This is a genomic window from Leptolyngbya sp. ST-U4, from assembly GCF_039962215.1.
Lineage (GTDB): Bacteria > Cyanobacteriota > Cyanobacteriia > Elainellales > Elainellaceae > Leptolyngbya_A.
Map to the genome: position 1 here is coordinate 427747 of NZ_JAMPKZ010000001.1, position 18153 is coordinate 445899.

Consider the following 18153-nt stretch of genomic DNA (forward strand, 5'->3'; position numbering starts at 1 on the left):
GGCGAAGTCATCGCATCGTTTAGCAACGCCTGTTGTGCTGAGCAGTGAAGCTGAATCCTGTCCATCCCGTCTTGTCTATAAAATTCTGTCTATAAAAATCTTGTCTATGAACTTGTCTATAAAAAGAGCAGCCCCGAAACTCAGGACTGCGGCTTAGGTGCATAAGGAGCGCACTTTTGATACCTTACGCGCTTTAGAGAGACGATCGCCTTCAGTTACAGTTTTTGATACGCCAAAGATTCGCCTAATTTTTTACGAGTTTGTCAAGAGGGTGTCGGGAACTTCTGCAAATTTCTCTGGTCTAAGAAGGCATGAGCTGAACAAATGGCTAATGCTTCAAAGCCCCGTGTAGAGCAGATTTATACCATCTCACAGGTAAGCTTCGATCGCATCCAGCACAGCCGTTCTGTCACAAGAATTCACGATTCGCATCCCAAAAGGACATTCAATCATGTCACGCTTTCACGCATGGCAGTCGGGTACTGCCGTTTTGTCCGCTTTCGCTGTAATTGCTGGTGCTGCTGCACCAATCGTCATGCAGGCTCCGGCTCAGGCACAAGTTGCTTTTTCTGATGTTTCGTCGGATTATTGGGCACGTCCCTTTATTCGAGAACTTGCCAATCGCGGGATTTTGAGCGGTTTTCCAGACGGCACATTTCGCCCGAACGATCCGGTGACTCGCGCTCAGTTTGCGGCAATGGTGCGTCAGGCATTTCGTCGATCGCCCGTTCGGGAAGCCGCCAGCTTTATGGATGTTCCGTCAGACTACTGGGCATCCGCAGCAATTCGAGATGCCTACACCACGGGCTTTCTTTCGGGTTATCCAGGCAATATTTTCCGTCCCGATGAGTTTATTCCCCGTGCCCAGGTTCTCGTTTCGCTGTCCAATGGCTTAGGCTACAATGCGGCGAATGCAGTCGATAACACGCTGCGAACCTACAACGATGCAGGCTCAATTCCCGACTGGGCAAAAAACAGCATTGCGGCTGCAACTGAAAAGAAAATTGTGGTGAACTATCCCGATGTGCGCGCGCTGAATCCGAATCGATCGGCGACTCGTGCTGAAGTGGCAGCCTTTATCTATCAGGCGTTAGTCAGTTCGGGTCAGGTTTCTGCAATTCAGTCGCCCTATGTGGTGGGTCAAACGGGGACAACTACCCCGCCTGTAACGGGAGGTGTGCAAATTCCCACCGGAACCACAATTCCTGTTCGCTACAGTGAGGCAGACAAGATCTACATCTCACCTGAAGAGCCGGAACCCGTGCCTCTGACGCTCACCGTGGGCAGAGACATCGTGGCGCAAAACGGCAGAGTCTTGATTCCTGCAGGCAGTCTCGTTTCGGGTGAACTGCGAGCCGTACAGGGCGGGGCACAGTTCTTTTCCCGGGAAGTGATTTTGACGAATGGGACCCGTTTACCGATCAGTGCGTCTTCGTCGGTCGTCACCAACACCGAAACCGTCAGACGGGGTGCAAACTTGCTGGAACTCCTGGCAGGAGCCGCCCTGGGAGCTGGAGCTGCTGCTGGAATTGCTGCTGTAACAGGAGATGAAGCAATCGCCACTGAAGAAGTGCTGGGCGGTGGAGCGGCGGGCGCATTAGCCGGACTGTTCCTGGGACGCAATCGAGTAACGCTGCTGTCGATTAGCCCGAACACCGATCTCGATCTACGGCTGACTTCTCCGCTAGCGGTGCAATAACTCAAAACGAGGGGGTAATCGCTCATCTCCTGACAGGGAGAATGTGAAGCACTTACCCCTTCAGAAAGCTGCGAAGTGATCGCCTCTCTTTCTGTTCCACCCAACCTCCTGTATGAATCAATTCATGCTGGAGGTTTTATTGCTGAGCGTGAATTCTATATCAACGCTAGATAAACAGCAGCAGTGCAGCATATCCGGTTGCCCCGAAAGCAAATGTCCAGAAACGGCTATCTCGCTCTTCGGGGAGTTCTTCTTTCAGCACGTTCAGCACGATTCCGCCTGCCAGAAAGGAAAACAGCAGCGCGATCACCGCGTGGGGAACTTCAGAATGACTGCCGATCGCCCAACCTGCAATCACGGTAGCGGCTAAAATCCAGCGTCCAATTTTGACGTAAGCCTTTTTGTGGTGCTGGTGTAAGCCGTAATCATTCACCACAAAATGAAGTGCCATTGCAAAACTAAACAGTAACAGGCTGGCATATCCAGGTTCTTCTCGATGCAGGAGCAGATAGCCAATGAGCAAGTTATACAGCCCAAACGAAACGATGTGTAGCCAAAAGACTTTTGCCTCTGTTACATCTCCATTGCCCGCTTCTTGACTACGCTGACGCGAGATTTTTGCCACCCGTTCTAATCCATAAAACATCGCCAATCCAAGCAACGCCATTAAATAGACATGGTGTTCTAGAAAGGCAAGCTTTTCAGGAACGCTGTCCGGCAAAGTGGTTTGAAAGTGGCTCAAGTCCGGCAGAATGTGGACAAACACATAAGCGACCGACACCCCGCTGCCGAACGAGAGCCAACGACTTCGTGGCGTGATATCTAGAAAACGAAGCCGATAAGCAAAAATGTGAACCAGTGCCAGTCCGATCGCCAGTAGCCCAGCTAACGGAATCAGAGTTGTACTTGGAATTTCAGCGTCTAAAGCCAGAATAATCACAGTAGAAAACTCCTGGCGTTCCTAGAGCAGCAGTTAGCGAATCTTCAGCAAAGCAATCGATGTAGCGATCGGGCTTCCTCTTAAAGGCAATTGGTTTGCAGCGTTTCTATGTCTTGTCGTCAAAGTAGTCAAAGCAGTCCAATTTTTCCTCGCTCTTGTGGGGGATCTCAAGCAAGTCTCACCGTTCCCTGTCGCAGGATTTTCCAGCCGATGCCTGTCCACTTGACGACGGTTGAAGGCAAGCCAGAGCCAACCATCGCATCCGGGTCTTGGGTCTGAGCAAGCTGCTGTTCGATCGCCCGAAATTGTTCCGGGAAGAAGGTGAGAACGTTGGAAAATTGAGTATTAATGTCTTCGATCGCCCTGAGCGCAGGCTCTCCCGATCGATTGACGCTAGTAGTTGCTAACGGTCCAGTTTGGCGCAGCAGATCACGGGCGACCGGGTGATCGGGTACGCGAATGCCGATTGTTGTCGGATCAGTGGGGTTCATTTGACGGGGCAGTTTTTCGCTGGCGGGGAGGACAAGGGTTAAGGCTCCGGGCAAGTATTGGGCGGCGGTTTCTTGCCAGATCGATCGCTCCTCAGGCGTACCTACGACATAATCCCACAAGTCTTCGATGTCGCTGCCCATGAGAATCAGGGGTTTGGTTTCGCTGCGCTGTTTTGCGTCGTAGATTAACGAGGCGCGATCGGGTCTGCTTGCCAGGGCGGGAACGGTGTCCGTGGGAAAACTGATGAGTTGAGTCCCGGAACGGGCAGCTTCGATCAAAGTATCAAAGGAGACTTGGGGCATGGAAATTGGCTGCGAGGCGATTTCAAGCAGTTGATTTTAAGAGGTTGTTGGAGCAGTGTGAGCAGTTCTACATCACCCCCTAAATTTCCCATTGATGACTTACCGCTCCAAAAGAGCGAGGGGGCTTTGAAAGTCAACGTGATTAGCTCGGTTTCCCTCCAAATTGGGAGGCCGGGGGCTTTAGGGTCAGTATGAATGACTATTTAACTATCCTTATTATCATTATCCGTTTCGCGATCGTTTCTCACTATTGAATTTGGTGCCCCATGCCCTAGTACCCGAACTCAACCCCTTTCCAAACCCTTTTGGAAAGAACCAAATCTTATAGAATGATGAAGAGCCAAATCGATCGAGTAGGAGCATTTGCGAGTGGAGTCCCGTTATAACCCGGCGGAAATTGAGGAAAAATGGCAGCAAACCTGGGCAGCAGAGGGCATGGATGACACCTCTGACGATCGCAGCAAGCCCAAATTTTACGCGCTGTCGATGTTTCCCTATCCGTCGGGCAGCCTGCACATGGGGCACGTCCGCAACTATACGATTACCGATGTGATTGCCAGAGTGCGGCAAATGCAGGGCTATCGCGTCTTGCACCCAATGGGCTGGGATGCGTTTGGTTTGCCTGCGGAGAATGCGGCGATCGAGCGCAAAGTTCCCCCCGCCAACTGGACGTATCAAAATATTGACCAGATGCGAACAGAGCTTCAGCGATTAGGTTTGTCCTATGACTGGAAGCGGGAAGTCGCCACCTGTTCACCAGAGTATTACCGCTGGACGCAGTGGATTTTTTTGGAGTTTTTCAAGGCGGGTCTGGCGTACCAGAAGGAAGCGGCGGTGAACTGGGACCCGATCGATCAAACCGTGCTGGCAAACGAGCAGGTTGATAGCGAAGGACGTTCCTGGCGATCGGGCGCAAAAGTCGAACGCAGAATGCTGCGGCAGTGGTTTCTCAAAATTACTGACTACGCCGAGCAGTTGCTCAATGATTTGGACAAGCTCAAGGGCTGGCCCGATCGCGTCAAGCTGATGCAGGAAAATTGGATCGGCAAATCTACTGGAGCCGAAGTCATCTTTAAAACCGAAGCGGGTGACGCGCTGACTGTGTTCACAACTCGCCCGGATACCCTCTGGGGCGCAACGTTTATGGTGCTGTCGCCGGAGCATCCGCTGGTGGAGAAGCTGGCCACGCCAGAGCAGGCAGAAATTGTCAAGGCATACCAGACCGCAGCCGCAGGCAAAAGCGAGATCGATCGCACTGCCGAAGATAAAGAAAAAACAGGCGTATGGACGGGCAGCTACGCAATCAATCCGGTCAACGACGAGCGGATTCCGATCTGGATGGCCGACTATGTGCTGATGGGCTACGGCACAGGCGCAATTATGGCAGTTCCGGCGCACGACCAGCGCGATTTTGAGTTTGCCAAGCAGTTCGATTTGTCGATCAAAGTAGTAGTGCAATCTCCCGATCAGGAGCTTGATTCGGCAACGATGACGAAGGCATATCCCGAATCGGGCGTGATGGTGCGATCGGGTCCGTTGGATGGCGTGACGGCGGGTAAGGCAGCAGGGCAGAGCGTTGAGCAGGCGATCGAGTGGCTGGAGGCAAACGGCAAAGGGACTCGCACAGTCAACTATCGCTTGCGGGATTGGCTGATTTCGCGTCAGCGGTACTGGGGTTGCCCAATTCCGGTTATTCACTGTCCCTCTTGCGGGATTGTGCCTGTTCCAGAGCGTGATTTGCCCGTGAAGTTGCCGGAAGATGTGGAGTTTACCGGACGGGGTGCTTCACCTTTAACGACGGCTGAAAACTGGCTGAATGTTGCTTGTCCAAGTTGCGGAGCAGGAGCACGCCGAGAAACCGACACGATGGATACCTTTATTGATTCCTCGTGGTACTTTCTGCGCTACCCGGATGCCCGCAACGACCAGCAGGTGTTTGACTCGGCGCAAACCAACGACTGGATGCCTGTCGATCAGTACGTGGGCGGCATTGAACACGCAATTTTGCATCTGCTCTATTCCCGATTCTTTACAAAAGTGCTGCGCGATCGCGGCTTGTTGAACTTCGATGAGCCGTTTACCCGACTGCTGACCCAGGGCATGGTACAGGGCAAAACCTACAAGAATCCGCGCACCGGAAAGTACGTGATTCCGGCAAACGTGGCTGACCCGAACGACCCTAAAGATCCCGATACGGGAGATGCGCTGGAGGTCGTTTACGAGAAGATGTCTAAGTCGAAGTACAACGGGGTAGCCCCGGGTGAGGTGCTGGGCAAGTACGGCGCAGATACAGCACGAATGTTTATTTTATTCAAAGCTCCGCCTGAAAAGGATCTAGAGTGGGACGAAGCAGACGTTGAAGGACAATTCCGCTTTTTGAATCGGGTCTGGCGACTGGTGACAGAATATTCGGAGTCTGTGGTTTCCCATACACCGCAGGAACAGCTCAGCAAACCAGAAAAAGATCTGCGCTATGCAACCCACTTCGCGATTCAGCAAATCAGCGAAGACCTGGAGGGCGATTATCAGCTCAACACGGCGGTTTCAGAGCTGATGAAGCTGAGCAACGCGATTTCCGACGCGCCCTGCAAAGGATCTCCGGTTTATACCGAGGCGATCGAAACCTTACTCAAGCTGCTGGCTCCCTTTGCGCCTCACATTGCTGAGGAACTGTGGTACACGCTGGGCTACGATGATTCGATTCATACACAAAGCTGGTGTGCGGTTGATCCGTCTGCGCTGGTGGTGGATGAAATTCCGCTCGTGATTCAAATCATGGGCAAAACACGGGGCACAATTCAGATTCCGGCGCAGGCAACTGAGGACGAACAAAAGCAGCTTGCTCGTGATTCTGAACTGGCACAGAAATACATTGCCGGAAAGCAAATCCGCAAAGAGATTCTCGTGCCCGGAAAACTGGTTAACTTTGTTGTGAGCTAGGAGGACACAGTATGAATTACAAACAATCTGCTGTCCTGCTGCTTGCCGGAGCGAGTTTTGCCAGCCTGAGTAGCTGTTCTATCCTGGAAAATTCGCTCCAGGGCGGTCAAGCTTTTAATATTGCCGCTGCCAGTACGCCCGAAGCCAGCCCGCCTCCTAGCGCCGAAGACCGCCCTGCAACCCGAATTATGGCGATTCACGTTGGTGGACGAATGGCAGAAGTTGAGCTAACCCTGCTAAACCAGCCAAGCTTGCCCTTTACAACCTACTTCCCCGCCAAAGACTTTAAGCCCCAATCGATTGCTTCCCAGGCGGGGACAGGAATTCGGCTAGTCTATAGTCCTCAGGGCAAACCCCGATCGAATACCTATGTCGATATCGTGCAGCCGCAGCAAAAAGCAACGCTGGATCAGCTCCGCGATTATGTGCTCGACCCGCAGGGCTTGCTGGCAAAAAATCAGTGGCAGTTGGTCGATCGCACCAACATCGTTAGCTATCCCTGGGTAAAAGAGAAGCTAATCTACCGTCAGCAAACCCCAAACGGCACGATCGAAGGGGCAGTGTATCTTGGTGAAACTGAAGGGCAGGCATTCTATCTGATGACACACTACCCCGAAAGGGAAATCAGCCGCTTTGAGTCGCTGGGGACGATCGCCCTGGAAAATTTGCAGTTTCGCGACGAAGATTAGCTTGCGCTGGCGGTCTACGCTGCTAGGTCGGTAAACACTTGTCGCACTGCCGGATGCACCAACTTGTGAGCGTTCACGTTGAGTCCCTGTGCTAGGCTGCGATCGCTATCCAGTGCCTTGATGCCTTCGTGTGCCAGCTTCATCACATAGGGGAAGGTGCTGTTGTTGAGTGCCTGGGTTGCTGTCCAGGGAACGGCTCCAGGCATATTGGGCACCCCGTAGTGAACCACGCCTGCTTCCACATAGATCGGATGGGTATGCGAAGTCGGGTGCAGCGTTTCAATACAGCCGCCCTGATCGACTGCCACATCGACAATCACCGAACCGGGACACATTTTTTCTACCAGCGCACGGTTCACTAAGATCGGGGCACGCCGACCGGGAACGAGAACGGCTCCCACAAGCAAATCCGCATCGGGAACGACGGCTTCCACTTGAGGCGCGTTGCTGTAGAGCAGTTCGACTCTGGAGCCAAAGATTGTTTCCAGATACGCCAGCCGCTCCAGGCTGATGTCAAGAATCTGCACCTGTGCGCCCATGCCGATCGCCATTCTTGCTGCTTCGGTGCCCACCACGCCGCCGCCAAGCACAACCACCTTTCCCGGACGCACTCCCGGAACCCCGCCCAGCAGAACGCCCCGTCCGCCCTGCTGTCGCTCCAAATATCGTGCGCCAAACTGTACCGAAAGCCGCCCAGCAATAATGCTCATGGGCGTGAGCAAGGGCAAACTGTGATTCGGCAGCTCAACGGTTTCATAGGCGATCGCCGTAATCCCCGAATCGATTAAATGCTCGGTTAAAGCCCGATTTGCTGCCAAATGCAGGTAGGTAAACAAAAGCTTTCCTTTTTGCAGGAACTCATATTCCGATGAAAGCGGCTCTTTGACTTTCACCACCATTTCGCGGTTCCAGGCATCAGCAGCCGTGGAGACGATCGACGCCCCTGCCTGCTCGTAGTCTGCGTCTGAAAATCCTGCGCCGAGGCCTGCCTGGGTTTCGACATGAACCTTGTGACCCTGATCGGTTAATCCGCGAATGCTGTTCGGATTTAGCCCTACCCGGAATTCCTGATCTTTGACTTCCTTGGGTACACCGATTTCCATTGCCACCTTACCCCAATGATTGAAACTCTTTATCCTAGTCATAACGTATTGCCCTGGTTGTTTGCTTGCTGCTGAAGGGTGAATTCCCCCAGGGGACAGATTCTTTTGTTTTGCAGTCTTAGCTGCATCCAGACTGGAGCTTAGCGGGTAAGCTCAATAGATAAGCCTTTTTGTGCTGCTGTCGTTTATCGTGGTGGGGTGCATTGTCCAATTCCCGCCAGTAGGTTTCTATGGAGTTGTTAGAGTACCAGGCAAAAGAGCTATTTCGGCAAATGGGCATTCCGGTGCTGCCGTCTCAGCGCATTTGTCAGCTTCAGGACATCAAGCAGCTCACGATTCCCTATCCGGTGGTGCTGAAATCCCAGGTGTACACCGGAGGACGGGGAAAAGCGGGAGGTATCCGGTTTGTTGAAAATACGATCGATGCCATTGCCGCTGCTCAGATGATTTTTCACCTGCCAATCATGGGAAAATACCCCGAAGTGCTGCTGGCAGAGGCAAAGTATGATGCCGATCGCGAGTTTTACCTGGCAGTCGTGCTAGATGGCTCGGAGCGGCGTCCGGTGTTGCTGGGGTCGCAGCAGGGCGGCATCGAAATCGAGTCGCAGTTCGATCGGCTGCATCAAGTCATTGTCGATCAGGAGTTTTCGCCCTACTATGCGCGGCGATTGGCAATCCGCATGGGATTAAAAGGGGATTTGATTCAAGCAGTAAGCGCGATCGTGGAAAAGATGTATCGGCTATTTGCCACCTGCGATTTGGATTTAGTAGAAATCAATCCGCTGGCGGTGAGCCCTTCGGGCAAGCTGATGGCGTTAGACGGCAAAGTAACGGTCAACGACACGGCGTTAGGCAGACAGGCGTTGCTGTCCGAGTTTACCCATCCGCTGCTGCTCCAGGGAAAGGCGGCACAATCGCAAACTTCCCCGATCGCCAGGGTTGATCTTGCAGGCAATATCGGCGTTTTGTGCAACGGGGCGGGGCTAACGATGGCAACGCTCGATTTGCTCTATAAAGCCAAGGGCAGGCCGGGCGCATTTGTAGATGTAGGGGGTGAATATCGGCAGAGCTGCCCGACTTCAACCCTGGAATCACGGATTCAGCAAGGACTCGATTTGCTGTTTGAATCCCATGACATCCAGGTAATTTTGGTGAATCTCCTGGGCAGCAGACTTTCCTGTGCTGAGATTGCAGCGCTCATTGCCGCACAGGTTCAACAGCGAGGCAAGTATCGATCGCTGCCGCCGATCGTAGTGCGATGTGTGGGAGAGGAGCTAGCGCAAGCCAAAACGACTCTAGAGTCGATCGGGATTCTTGCCACAGACTATCTCGATGCTGCCATTACCGAAACGCTGAGCCTGCTTCCGGTAAAACAAATTTAAGACAACGCGAATGAACTTTACTGCTGAAAGCAAAATTTTAATTCAGGGCATTTCTGAGCCGCTAGGGGCGATTTATACGCCGCTGATGCAGGCTTATGGAACACAAATCGTGGCGGGAGTCAGTCCGGGAGGCGGGGGCAAGCCGATCGCCGATATTCCTGTTTTTGATCTGGTCGAGCAGGCGATCGCCAAAGTGGGGCGAATTGATACCAGCGTCATTTTTGTGCCGCCCTATGAGGTAATGGATGCTGCCCTGGAAGCGATCGCCGCTCAGATTCGCCAGATCATTATCATCACTGAAGGCGTGCCGCCGCTGGACATGGTACGGGTGCTACGAAAGGCAGAAGCGACCGAAACCCTGGTCGTCGGCTCTAATTGCCCCGGAATTATCGTGCCGGGACAGCTTTTATTGGGCATTCATCCGCCGGAGTTTTACCTGCCGGGCAAGGTAGGACTGATCAGCCGCAGCGGTACACTCACCTATGAAATCGCCCTAGAACTTACCCGCGCCGGACTAGGACAATCGATCGCAATTGGTATTGGCGGCGATCGCATCCTGAGTTCGTCGTTTCAGCAATGGCTGCAAATTCTGGAAGAAGACGATCAGACCGAGGCGATCGTGCTGGTCGGAGAAATTGGCGGTGACAGTGAGGAAAGTGCAGCTCGCTACATTGCAGAAGTGATTGATAAACCCGTGGTGGCGTTTCTGGCGGGTTACAGTGCGCCCCAAGGACAGTTCCAGGGTCATGCGGGGGCGATCGTCGCGTCTCGGATTGCCGGGTTAGGAGCAGACATTGGCTCAGCCCAAAGCAAGCTGGAGGCATTCAAACGTGCCCAAGTTCCGGTTGCCGATCGCCCGTCTCAAATTCCCGATCTGGTGAAGAAGGTACTGGAACAAGTGTGAGGCGCCGTCCATCAGATCACTTAGAAGGTTAATCTTGATTCGAGGACAGCATGACCAAGCAAGCAACGCGGGAATATGGGGCAGCGGCGATCGGCAGCATAGTGGGAACGTTTCTATTTTCTGCGATCGGCTTTGGCATCGTCCGGGCTGGGCTGGGCTTGCTGGCATCTTGGCTCTCGTTTGGCTTAGAGGTTGTCCTGCCTGCTGCGCTGTTGGTAGGTTTGTGCAGTTGGGTTGGGGTAGTTTGTGGCAGTTGGTTTGGACTAAAACGGGTCAATGCTGCCTTAATTGGGCAAACAATCTATATCCAAGCCGGACTGGTTGTTCTTTGCTACGCAGCCTTGATCGCGCTACAGGTTGCCAGTCAGGGACAAGCTAACCTCCTGGTTGCCTGGACGGTTTTGGTCGCGCTTTCAGCCTTGGTCTCGCGGGGAATTGCGATCTGGGTCGATACCAAGAAATTGCGCTCTAAGAGGCAGTGATGCTTTGATTCTTCTCGATTGGCTGCACTGCCCCTGGAGGCTGTTTGAAGAGTCGCAAAGGTTTTACATCGCCCCCTAAATCCCTCCACACGGGTGGGGCCTTTGAACCCTGAATGGTTTGAACACTGGATTAGAAGAGGTTTTCGCTAGAATTGGGAGGCTAGGGAAGTGTTCGGGGGACGGCTTTAGCTTTCCAAACAGCTTCTCACATTCTCCAACCTTCCTTCTGAACATAACGGCAGCGATACAGGAATCAACAATCAGTTATTCAGGCTGCTGAAACTTAATACCATTTCAATTCTTTTTTCGTTACCCTGGTATTATCAGCAAAAGCAAACATCCACATTTTAGAGGACAAGGATTATCGCTACAAAACAGCTTATCAATCGGCAGATTAAAACTGCTCAAGTGCTTCTAATTGACCATGAGAACAACAATCGTGGTTTGACCGATACCTACGAAGCTCTGAAGCTTGCCGAGAGTGCGGATCTTGATTTAGTCGTTGTTTCCGACAATAAAGAGATTCCGGTCGCAAAAATTCTGGACTACGGCAAGCATCAATATCAGCAGAAGAAACGGCAGAATGCCAGTGCTAAAACGACTGTTAAAGAAGTAAGACTGCGTCCCAACATCGGTGAATCCGATTACAGCCTGAGAATCGATCGAGCGATTGATTGGCTTAAAAAAGGAGATTCCGTTAAATTTCAGGTGCGTCTCCGAGGACGCGAACATCAAAACCGTGACCGGGCAACTGACTTGCTAGACCGGATCATTGCTGACTTGGCTCAAGCAGGTAAGGTTCAATCGCTTGATAAACGATCGCTGATTGTGCATCTTATTCCGGGCTGAAGTGGTATAAGTTAATCTAATCAAAAAAAGGGTTCAGGCATTTCTGTCCGAACCCTTTAGTTATATTTAGTTTTTGTAGGAGTAATCCCTGATCCTTCAGGGATTACTCTGCTTTAACGCTTACAAGCTAATCTAGCCAAGCTTCAACAAAAACTTGCTTCTATTTAGTAGCTACGTGAATAGCCACCGCCTCTGCGTCCACCACCAGACGAACCACCACGATCTTCACGGGGCTTCGCTTTGTTGACTTTCAGATCGCGACCCATCCACTCTGCGCCGTCAAGGGCTTCGATCGCAGCAGTTTCTTCATTGTCTTCACTCATTTCGACAAAGCCAAAGCCGCGCATACGACCTGTTTCACGATCAATCGGGAGCTGAACGCGCTTGACTGACCCGTACTCTGCGAACACAGAGGTTAGATCAGTTTCTGTAACCTCATAGGATAGGTTACCTACATAAATTGACATAGATTTTCTCCAAAATAGAATGTCTGTGGAGAGTCAAATTTCGGAGAGAAATCTGTCAGTGAAAAAACGTGAAAACTCGCTAATACTAGAAACAAATGCTTCAACCGAATATCTAATGCTCTCTAAAACACAGTATAGCACTAATCTAAGCATCTGACTGCTGAGGAAAGCGATGCTACAGTGCCAGACAAAGCTGCCGAAAATGGTCGCCGCGCTGCTCAAAGTTAGCGTACTGATCGAAGCTGGCACAGGCAGGAGAAAGCAAAACAACCTTCGCGTGCTGCTGCTGCCCTAACTCCGCCGATCGCTGTACTGCCCGTTCCATTGTTTCGACGATTTCACAGGACGAATAGCCAATTTGCTGAAGTCGAGCGGCAAAGGCAGGAGCCGCAGTGCCAATCAGCAGTACAACCGCCGCTTTTTGCTGGATTAAATTAAGCCACTGCCGATCGTCCCCGGCTTTTGCTTCGCCGCCTGCAATTAAAATGACCGGAGCCTGGACTGCGGCTAGCCCAACCTCAGCTGCGTCATAATTCGTGGCTTTGCTGTCGTTGATAAAATCAATGCCCTGCCAGGTGCAGATTTGCTCCAACCGATGGGAAACACCCGGAAAAGTGCGAATCGCGGTTTCGATCATCGCGGTTTCAATGCCTGCCAGTCGCGCTGCCAGCACTGCCATCAGCAAATTCTGCTGGTTGTGATCGCCCACCATACGAAGCGCAGAAACGGGAATGATCGGTTCTCCCTGCACGATCGCCCAGCCTTCTTCAATGTATGCACCATGATTGGGATTGCCGGGGAGATTCGCTTTGCCAGATACGCTGGTCCAGTACGCCTCCTGCCACTGGGAAGCGGCTTGTCTCAGATAGGGATCGTCGCCGTTCAAAATTTGATAGCGAGACTGGTGCAGCAGGTGCGCCTTAATGCTGTAGTAGTTTTCCAGCGTTTTGTGGCGGCTGAGATGATCGGGGGTAAGGGTCGTCCAGACTCCGATTGTAGGCGCGACTCCGGCAGAAGATTCGATCTGGTAGCTGCTGAGTTCGGCGATGATCCAGTCTGGTGGTTCAGCGACAAGGGCAAGTTCACAGGCAGGATAGCCAATGTTGCCGCAGGCAGGGGCGTTGATTCCAGCAGTTTGAAAAATGGCAGCAATCAGGGCTGTGGTAGTCGTTTTGCCGTTGGTTCCGGTGATGGCAACCCAGGGGCGATCGCGTAAGGCTCTCCATGCCAGCTCGATTTCGCCGATCGTTTCTATGCCTAAATTTCGTGCCCTTACCAGTGCTGGACTATCCCACGGCACACCTGGACTGACCACAATTTGCTGCATCTGCGCTGGATCTGGCTCAAGGGAAGTGCCCAGTTCAACACGAATCCCTTCTGCTACAAGGGTTTGCTGGAGCGTCATTAGCCCCTCAGAGGTGTTGCGATCACTGAGGGTTACTTGCCAGCCCTGCTGTTTGAGCAGACGCGCCGCCGCAATTCCCGATTTGCCAAGACCCACTACATACGCACTCAACATAAGCTCTGATAAAGGAATAACCTTGCGATGATCCTGATCCTACCCTCTTGGGGAGCAGTTCTCTAATCAGGCGATCGTTTGCGGCGACTGTTGGGTCGAGAAGGCTGGCAATCTGGTGCAGCATTTATAGGTTTCGATCGAAATCTATAGAAAGAATAATTAATGGTTTTGAAACCCTGCGCCAAGAATATAACGATCAGCTTGTCTAAGCATTTCTCAGCGTTACATAAACTCAACAAAATTCTTCTCCGTAAAGCCATGAAGTTTTGTAAAAAGCTCCGGTCTTTGCACAAAAATGTATTCTCTAATACAAATCTATCGCCTCGAAATTAATGCAATCAAAATTGACCTCAATGGTGACTGAGTGCTAACCCTAATCTCGCAAATAGTTCCGCGAGTGAATTGCTAGAGATTTGGTTAAAAACCTGGTGTTAGAACTCTTTAAAGCGCTCAATTGTTAAGTAGATTGTTTAGATAGATTTTCCGAAAACTGCTAGAGCTGTACTTTATTCATCCTTTCTGCTGTGAAAAGACCTGTTGCGAAAAGACAGTTTTTGACAAGATCTACAACAAGATCTAAACTCTTACTTCCGTTTCGCTGCTCTTGATTAATTGCGTTTACCGCTTCGCTTGATCAGACTGTTTCTGAAATCGAAGATTGAGTGGCAGCAGGTTTTATGCTTGCTTCGCTTCCTTTTGTGTTTTTGAAGAATTTCTTTGTGCTGAAAACTGTGCTGAAAAAATTCCGCTTGTTACGCTGCTTGGTTTACGGTTCTCCAGCAGTACATGGGTTGGAACTGCCGCCGCTCAAACCACAGCAGAAAACCCAATTAATTCGGGTGATAAAGCAGTTTGTGCTGCTCTCGGCAGCTTTGGTACTGTTTATGACGCCGGGATTAGCGTTTTTCTAGGGTGGGCTGGTGCGATCGCGCAACGTGCTGAACACCATGATGAGTGGTTCGCTCACCTCGGTCTGCTGTTTCTGTGCAGTGAGTTTGCGAGCGAAGCTGAAATTCGATGACTCGCTCGACTCAGGCAGGTTTCGGTTCTAATTCTCTTCTAATAAGCATGGAAAGGCGTACTTCTCCAGGGAGTGCGCTTTTTTTGGGTGCTAGACCTTAGCGGCGCGGCAGCGTGACTGTTACGATCGTTCCCTGACCGAGTTCACTGTCGATCGCCACTGTTCCCTGATGCAGTCGCACAATCCACTGAACTACGGCTAAGCCCAACCCGACTCCGGGCGTTCCTGGCACTGAGTTGGCATTACTGGCGCGATAAAACTGCTGGAAGACCTCGTTTTGCTCGGCAGCCGGAATTCCAATGCCGCGATCGCGCACAGTCAGCACAAATTCGCCTGGCTCGGCGCGAAGCTCAAACTGCACAGTGCCGCCCTGAGGAGAAAAGCGAACTGCGTTTTGCAAAAGATTGGTGAAAAGCTGCTGAAACAGCGTCACATCGACGGAAGCAGAGGCATTGCCCTGGTCATCGTAAACGAACTCAAGCTGATGGGTGCTTTGAGGTGGCAATTTCCAGCCAGAAACGATCGTTTGACAGAGAGTCGCAAGATTAACCGGTTCTGGGCAAAACTGAATCGCGTTTGACTCGGCAGTCGTGAGCGTCAACGTATTTTTAAGGGTTTGGCTGATGCGGTTGACGTTGGAGTTGATCATGTAAAAGCAGCGATCGTCATCCTGCAAGCTGTTTCGGCTGCGGTTGAGCTTCAGCATTTGGGTTGCGGTGTTAATGATCGAAAGCGGGGTGCTGAACTCGTGGGAAATTGTTTCTAACAACTGAGCCATTAGAAGGTTGAGGGACTGTTCTTTTTCCAATGCCGCTTCAAGCTGAGTTTGCAGATTCATGAGCTCTTGATGCCGCGTCTCTAGCTCTGCGGTGCGATCGGCAATCCTGGTTTCGAGTACCTGATTCAGGGATTCTAACTGGGTCTGAGCCGTAACGCGATCGGCAACTTCCTGCTGAAGCTCCTGCTGGAGCCGACTAATGCGAAGCTGATTTTCAACTCGAACAATGACTTCAGCAATCTCGAAAGGCTTGGTAATGTAGTCTATCCCCCCGCTCTCAAATGCCTCGATCCTATCGACTGCGTCGGTGCGGGCACTGAGAAAAATAACGGGAATATGCTGAAGGCGATCGTCTGCTTTAATCAAGCGACAAACTTCGTAGCCATTCATTCCCGGCATCATGAGATCAAGCAAGATGAGGTCGGGTGAGCTGATTTGGGCAGAAGCGATCGCTTGATCACCGCTCACCGCTTCGTGCACCTGATAGCCTTGACTCGTCAGCAAACTCGACAACATCTGCAATTCATCTGCTGCGTCATCCACAATCAGAATATCGGCAGTGAACGTTACAGCACTCATAACAGCCCAAACTCCAGCCAGCGGCTAATTTCTTCGAGCGCAAATCCACCGATCGAGTTAATGCATGAAACACCCTATTGATTAACCGCAGTTTGCCCAATCATCAAGCGGAAACTGCATCTCACACGCGAATTTGTGAAGACCTCATGCAGGCATGATTCTGAACGCTTTAAATTACCTTTGAAAGCAACCCCGAAAACTTCCTTCTAAAGCCCAAGTTTTGACTTCATTCATCTCGCATTAATCTAAACTATTCCACAAGCGCAAATTTTGACAGCGTGAGTTGGGCAGTTTTATTAGATCTCGGTAGTTTAGCTCTCCGTACTTTAAGTAGGGAGCTTCACTCAGCGGAACTAAATAGTTTAGATCTCCGTACTTTGAATAGAGGGGTTTCACTCAGCAGAACCGATATGCTCCAATGTTAATATGTGATCAGTCAAATATGGGTGAATCCCAACGTGAATTGATGACTACAATGCTGCAACAAAGAATTCAGCAACACCAATTTATTAGCGATCTGCGAATTCGGCTGCTCCGCCTGCACAAAACCCTTCTGGAAATGGAGCGGATAGTGTATGAGCAAAAACAGGGACAAGTTTCAAAAAGAGAACTGCTGCGGCTCGTCCTGACCGATGCTCAGTTTGACTGGCTCCACCGTCTATCACGGCTGATTGTGCGGTTTGATGACTTGCTTCATGCTGATGAGCCAGTTACGTCTGAGGCAATCGACATTCTGGTAGCAGAAGTGGCTGCCCTGCTCACCCCGGCTGAGAATGGCGATGAGTTTGCCCAAAAGTATGAGGCTGCGCTTCAGCTTGACCCCGATGTGGTGCTGGCACACGCCGATGTGACCCTATTTCTGGCATCGCGTGAATAATTCTACGGAAGTCAATTTGAATGAAGCCAACTGAGCTACCGCAGCACAGGGTTCAGCAGATGCCGAGCAATTTCTTCAGGATTCCAGACTGCGACGGCTGCATTTAGCTCTACTGCCGCTCTTGGCATTCCATATACCACACAGCTTGCTTCGTCCTGGGCGATCGTGTACCAGCCCTGGCTGCGGAGCAAGCTTAGTCCTTCTGCGCCGTCGCGCCCCATGCCGGTAAGCAAAATCGCGGTTCCTCTGGCCCGCCAATAGTTTGCCAGACTTTTAAAAAAGACATCGACTGAAGGACGGTAAGGGTATTGAGTCGGCTCTTTTACATAGGTCAGAGTTCGATCGATTTGCAGCGACAGGTGATCATCTGTAGTAGCAACGAGCGCCGTTCCTTTCGTCGGTCGATCGCCAATGGCTGCTTTTCTAACCGTGAGGGCAGTCTGGTGGTCGAGCCAGTCGATTAAGCCTGCGGCAAACTGGGCATCAACGTGCTGCACAATCACAATTGCGGACGCGAAATTAGCAGGTAGGGGCGCGAGGAGAGTGGCGAGGGCTTTGGGTCCACCTGTGGAAGCGCCGATCGCAATTAAGGAAGGGGTAGAAGAGTAGAAGGGTAGAGGAGTAGAAGAGTGGAGGGGTGGAGAGGTGAGAGGACGAGGGGATGAGGAGAGTTGGGAGAGAGTGGGGCGAACGGGGCGAAAAGCAGAAGAGTTGGGGGTGGATTTGCGAATGAGTTTTTCGATCGTGGCAATTTTGCGGAGCAGGGTTTGGGTAATTTCGGGATTGCCGTAGCTTCCAAGAATGGGGGTGTTAACGGCATCGAGTGCGCCATAGCTCATGGCTTCATACACTTTTGCTGCGTTTTGTTTTACGTCTGCAGTGACGATGAGAATCGCACAGGGCGATCGCTTCATAATTTGCCTTGTGGCTTCTACTCCGTCTATTCCAGGCATGATCAGATCCATCAGAATTAGATCAGGCGTGTCCTGAGCGCATTTTGCGATCGCTTCGGTTCCGTTTGTTGCAACCCAAACGACTTGGTGTTCGGCAACGGTTAACAGCACCCGCCGCATTGCTTCAGTGGCAATTACCATGTCGTTTACAATTGCAATTCTCATGTTGTTTTAATA

16 protein-coding genes are annotated in these 18153 nt (G+C 51.5%); 9 read left to right on the forward strand and 7 right to left on the reverse strand.

From position 1 onward, the window contains the following. The first annotated feature begins 451 nt into the window (after window positions 1-451). Window positions 452-1699, forward strand: coding sequence for an S-layer homology domain-containing protein (locus tag NDA02_RS01825; RefSeq protein ID WP_190792270.1), 1248 nt, complete (start codon window positions 452-454; stop codon window positions 1697-1699). A 166-nt stretch (window positions 1700-1865) separates the two neighbouring features. Here NDA02_RS01825 and NDA02_RS01830 read toward each other — a convergent pair whose 3' ends face one another. Both NDA02_RS01830 and NDA02_RS01835 read right to left on the reverse strand, forming a co-directional pair. After that, window positions 1866-2636 carry a hypothetical protein gene (locus tag NDA02_RS01830; protein WP_347277883.1) on the reverse strand — a complete coding sequence of 257 codons (771 nt, stop codon included), beginning with the start codon at window positions 2634-2636 and terminating at the stop codon, window positions 1866-1868. 170 nt (window positions 2637-2806) lie between these two features. Then, complete coding sequence (locus NDA02_RS01835) at window positions 2807-3433, reverse strand: L-threonylcarbamoyladenylate synthase (RefSeq protein WP_348245819.1); 627 nt, start codon at window positions 3431-3433, stop codon at window positions 2807-2809. A gap of 369 nt (window positions 3434-3802) precedes the next feature. Between NDA02_RS01835 and leuS the strand changes: the two genes are divergently transcribed. Both leuS and NDA02_RS01845 read left to right on the forward strand, forming a co-directional pair. Then, a complete protein-coding gene (gene leuS, locus NDA02_RS01840; RefSeq protein WP_190791254.1) occupies window positions 3803-6373 on the forward strand; it encodes a leucine--tRNA ligase in 2571 nt (856 codons plus the stop codon). Window positions 6374-6384: 11 nt separating this feature from the next. Beyond that, complete coding sequence (locus tag NDA02_RS01845; protein ID WP_190794189.1) at window positions 6385-7062, forward strand: hypothetical protein; 678 nt, start codon at window positions 6385-6387, stop codon at window positions 7060-7062. Between the two features lie 14 nt (window positions 7063-7076). Here the strand turns inward: NDA02_RS01845 and ald are convergent, their stop codons facing one another. Continuing rightward, window positions 7077-8165, reverse strand: coding sequence for an alanine dehydrogenase (ald, locus tag NDA02_RS01850; RefSeq protein ID WP_190794188.1), 1089 nt, complete (start codon window positions 8163-8165; stop codon window positions 7077-7079). Between the two features lie 230 nt (window positions 8166-8395). On the opposite strand from ald, the gene NDA02_RS01855 reads away from it, so the two are divergent. From NDA02_RS01855 to infC, 4 genes are all read left to right on the forward strand, one after another. Continuing rightward, complete coding sequence (locus tag NDA02_RS01855) at window positions 8396-9547, forward strand: succinate--CoA ligase subunit beta (RefSeq protein ID WP_190794187.1); 1152 nt, start codon at window positions 8396-8398, stop codon at window positions 9545-9547. Window positions 9548-9557: 10 nt separating this feature from the next. Next, window positions 9558-10451 (forward strand): CoA-binding protein, encoded by an 894-nt coding sequence (locus NDA02_RS01860; protein ID WP_190794186.1) that lies wholly within the window; start codon window positions 9558-9560, stop codon window positions 10449-10451. 50 nt (window positions 10452-10501) lie between these two features. Continuing rightward, window positions 10502-10933, forward strand: a complete 432-nt coding sequence (locus NDA02_RS01865; RefSeq protein WP_190794185.1) for a hypothetical protein — start codon at window positions 10502-10504, stop codon at window positions 10931-10933. A gap of 381 nt (window positions 10934-11314) precedes the next feature. Further along, window positions 11315-11782, forward strand: coding sequence for a translation initiation factor IF-3 (gene infC, locus NDA02_RS01870; RefSeq protein WP_348245985.1), 468 nt, complete (start codon window positions 11315-11317; stop codon window positions 11780-11782). A 164-nt stretch (window positions 11783-11946) separates the two neighbouring features. Here infC and NDA02_RS01875 read toward each other — a convergent pair whose 3' ends face one another. Further along, entirely contained in the window at window positions 11947-12249 is a 303-nt protein-coding gene (locus NDA02_RS01875; RefSeq protein ID WP_190794184.1) for an RNA-binding protein, read from the reverse strand. Window positions 12250-12424: 175 nt separating this feature from the next. Further along, window positions 12425-13768, reverse strand: coding sequence for a UDP-N-acetylmuramoyl-L-alanine--D-glutamate ligase (gene murD / locus NDA02_RS01880; protein WP_348254314.1), 1344 nt, complete (start codon window positions 13766-13768; stop codon window positions 12425-12427). Window positions 13769-14445: 677 nt separating this feature from the next. Here murD and NDA02_RS01885 point away from each other — a divergent pair. Continuing rightward, entirely contained in the window at window positions 14446-14679 is a 234-nt protein-coding gene (locus NDA02_RS01885) for an ammonium transporter (protein ID WP_199296741.1), read from the forward strand. A 207-nt stretch (window positions 14680-14886) separates the two neighbouring features. On the opposite strand, the gene NDA02_RS01890 is transcribed toward NDA02_RS01885, so the two are convergent. Next, window positions 14887-16146, reverse strand: a complete 1260-nt coding sequence (locus tag NDA02_RS01890; protein WP_190793646.1) for a hybrid sensor histidine kinase/response regulator — start codon at window positions 16144-16146, stop codon at window positions 14887-14889. A gap of 475 nt (window positions 16147-16621) precedes the next feature. Between NDA02_RS01890 and NDA02_RS01895 the strand changes: the two genes are divergently transcribed. Continuing rightward, complete coding sequence (locus NDA02_RS01895) at window positions 16622-17023, forward strand: hypothetical protein (protein ID WP_348254316.1); 402 nt, start codon at window positions 16622-16624, stop codon at window positions 17021-17023. 35 nt (window positions 17024-17058) lie between these two features. Here the strand turns inward: NDA02_RS01895 and NDA02_RS01900 are convergent, their stop codons facing one another. Next, window positions 17059-18141: a chemotaxis response regulator protein-glutamate methylesterase gene (locus NDA02_RS01900; protein WP_190793647.1), complete on the reverse strand. Its 1083-nt coding sequence runs from the start codon at window positions 18139-18141 to the stop codon at window positions 17059-17061. Window positions 18142-18153: the final 12 nt, after the last annotated feature.

Excerpts from the sequence above, each read along its gene's own strand:
- NDA02_RS01890 (WP_190793646.1), bottom strand. The coding sequence starts at position 16,146 with ATGAGTGCTGTAACGTTCACTGCCGATATTCTGATTGTGGATGACGCA.
- murD (WP_348254314.1), bottom strand. The coding sequence starts at position 13,768 with ATGTTGAGTGCGTATGTAGTGGGTCTTGGCAAATCGGGAATTGCGGCG.
- NDA02_RS01885 (WP_199296741.1), top strand. The coding sequence starts at position 14,446 with ATGCTTGCTTCGCTTCCTTTTGTGTTTTTGAAGAATTTCTTTGTGCTG.
- NDA02_RS01895 (WP_348254316.1), top strand. The coding sequence starts at position 16,622 with ATGCTGCAACAAAGAATTCAGCAACACCAATTTATTAGCGATCTGCGA.
- NDA02_RS01855 (WP_190794187.1), top strand. The coding sequence starts at position 8,396 with ATGGAGTTGTTAGAGTACCAGGCAAAAGAGCTATTTCGGCAAATGGGC.
- NDA02_RS01835 (WP_348245819.1), bottom strand. The coding sequence starts at position 3,433 with ATGCCCCAAGTCTCCTTTGATACTTTGATCGAAGCTGCCCGTTCCGGG.
- NDA02_RS01900 (WP_190793647.1), bottom strand. The coding sequence starts at position 18,141 with ATGAGAATTGCAATTGTAAACGACATGGTAATTGCCACTGAAGCAATG.
- NDA02_RS01875 (WP_190794184.1), bottom strand. The coding sequence starts at position 12,249 with ATGTCAATTTATGTAGGTAACCTATCCTATGAGGTTACAGAAACTGAT.
- NDA02_RS01865 (WP_190794185.1), top strand. The coding sequence starts at position 10,502 with ATGACCAAGCAAGCAACGCGGGAATATGGGGCAGCGGCGATCGGCAGC.
- NDA02_RS01825 (WP_190792270.1), top strand. The coding sequence starts at position 452 with ATGTCACGCTTTCACGCATGGCAGTCGGGTACTGCCGTTTTGTCCGCT.
- ald (WP_190794188.1), bottom strand. The coding sequence starts at position 8,165 with ATGGAAATCGGTGTACCCAAGGAAGTCAAAGATCAGGAATTCCGGGTA.
- NDA02_RS01845 (WP_190794189.1), top strand. The coding sequence starts at position 6,385 with ATGAATTACAAACAATCTGCTGTCCTGCTGCTTGCCGGAGCGAGTTTT.
- NDA02_RS01860 (WP_190794186.1), top strand. The coding sequence starts at position 9,558 with ATGAACTTTACTGCTGAAAGCAAAATTTTAATTCAGGGCATTTCTGAG.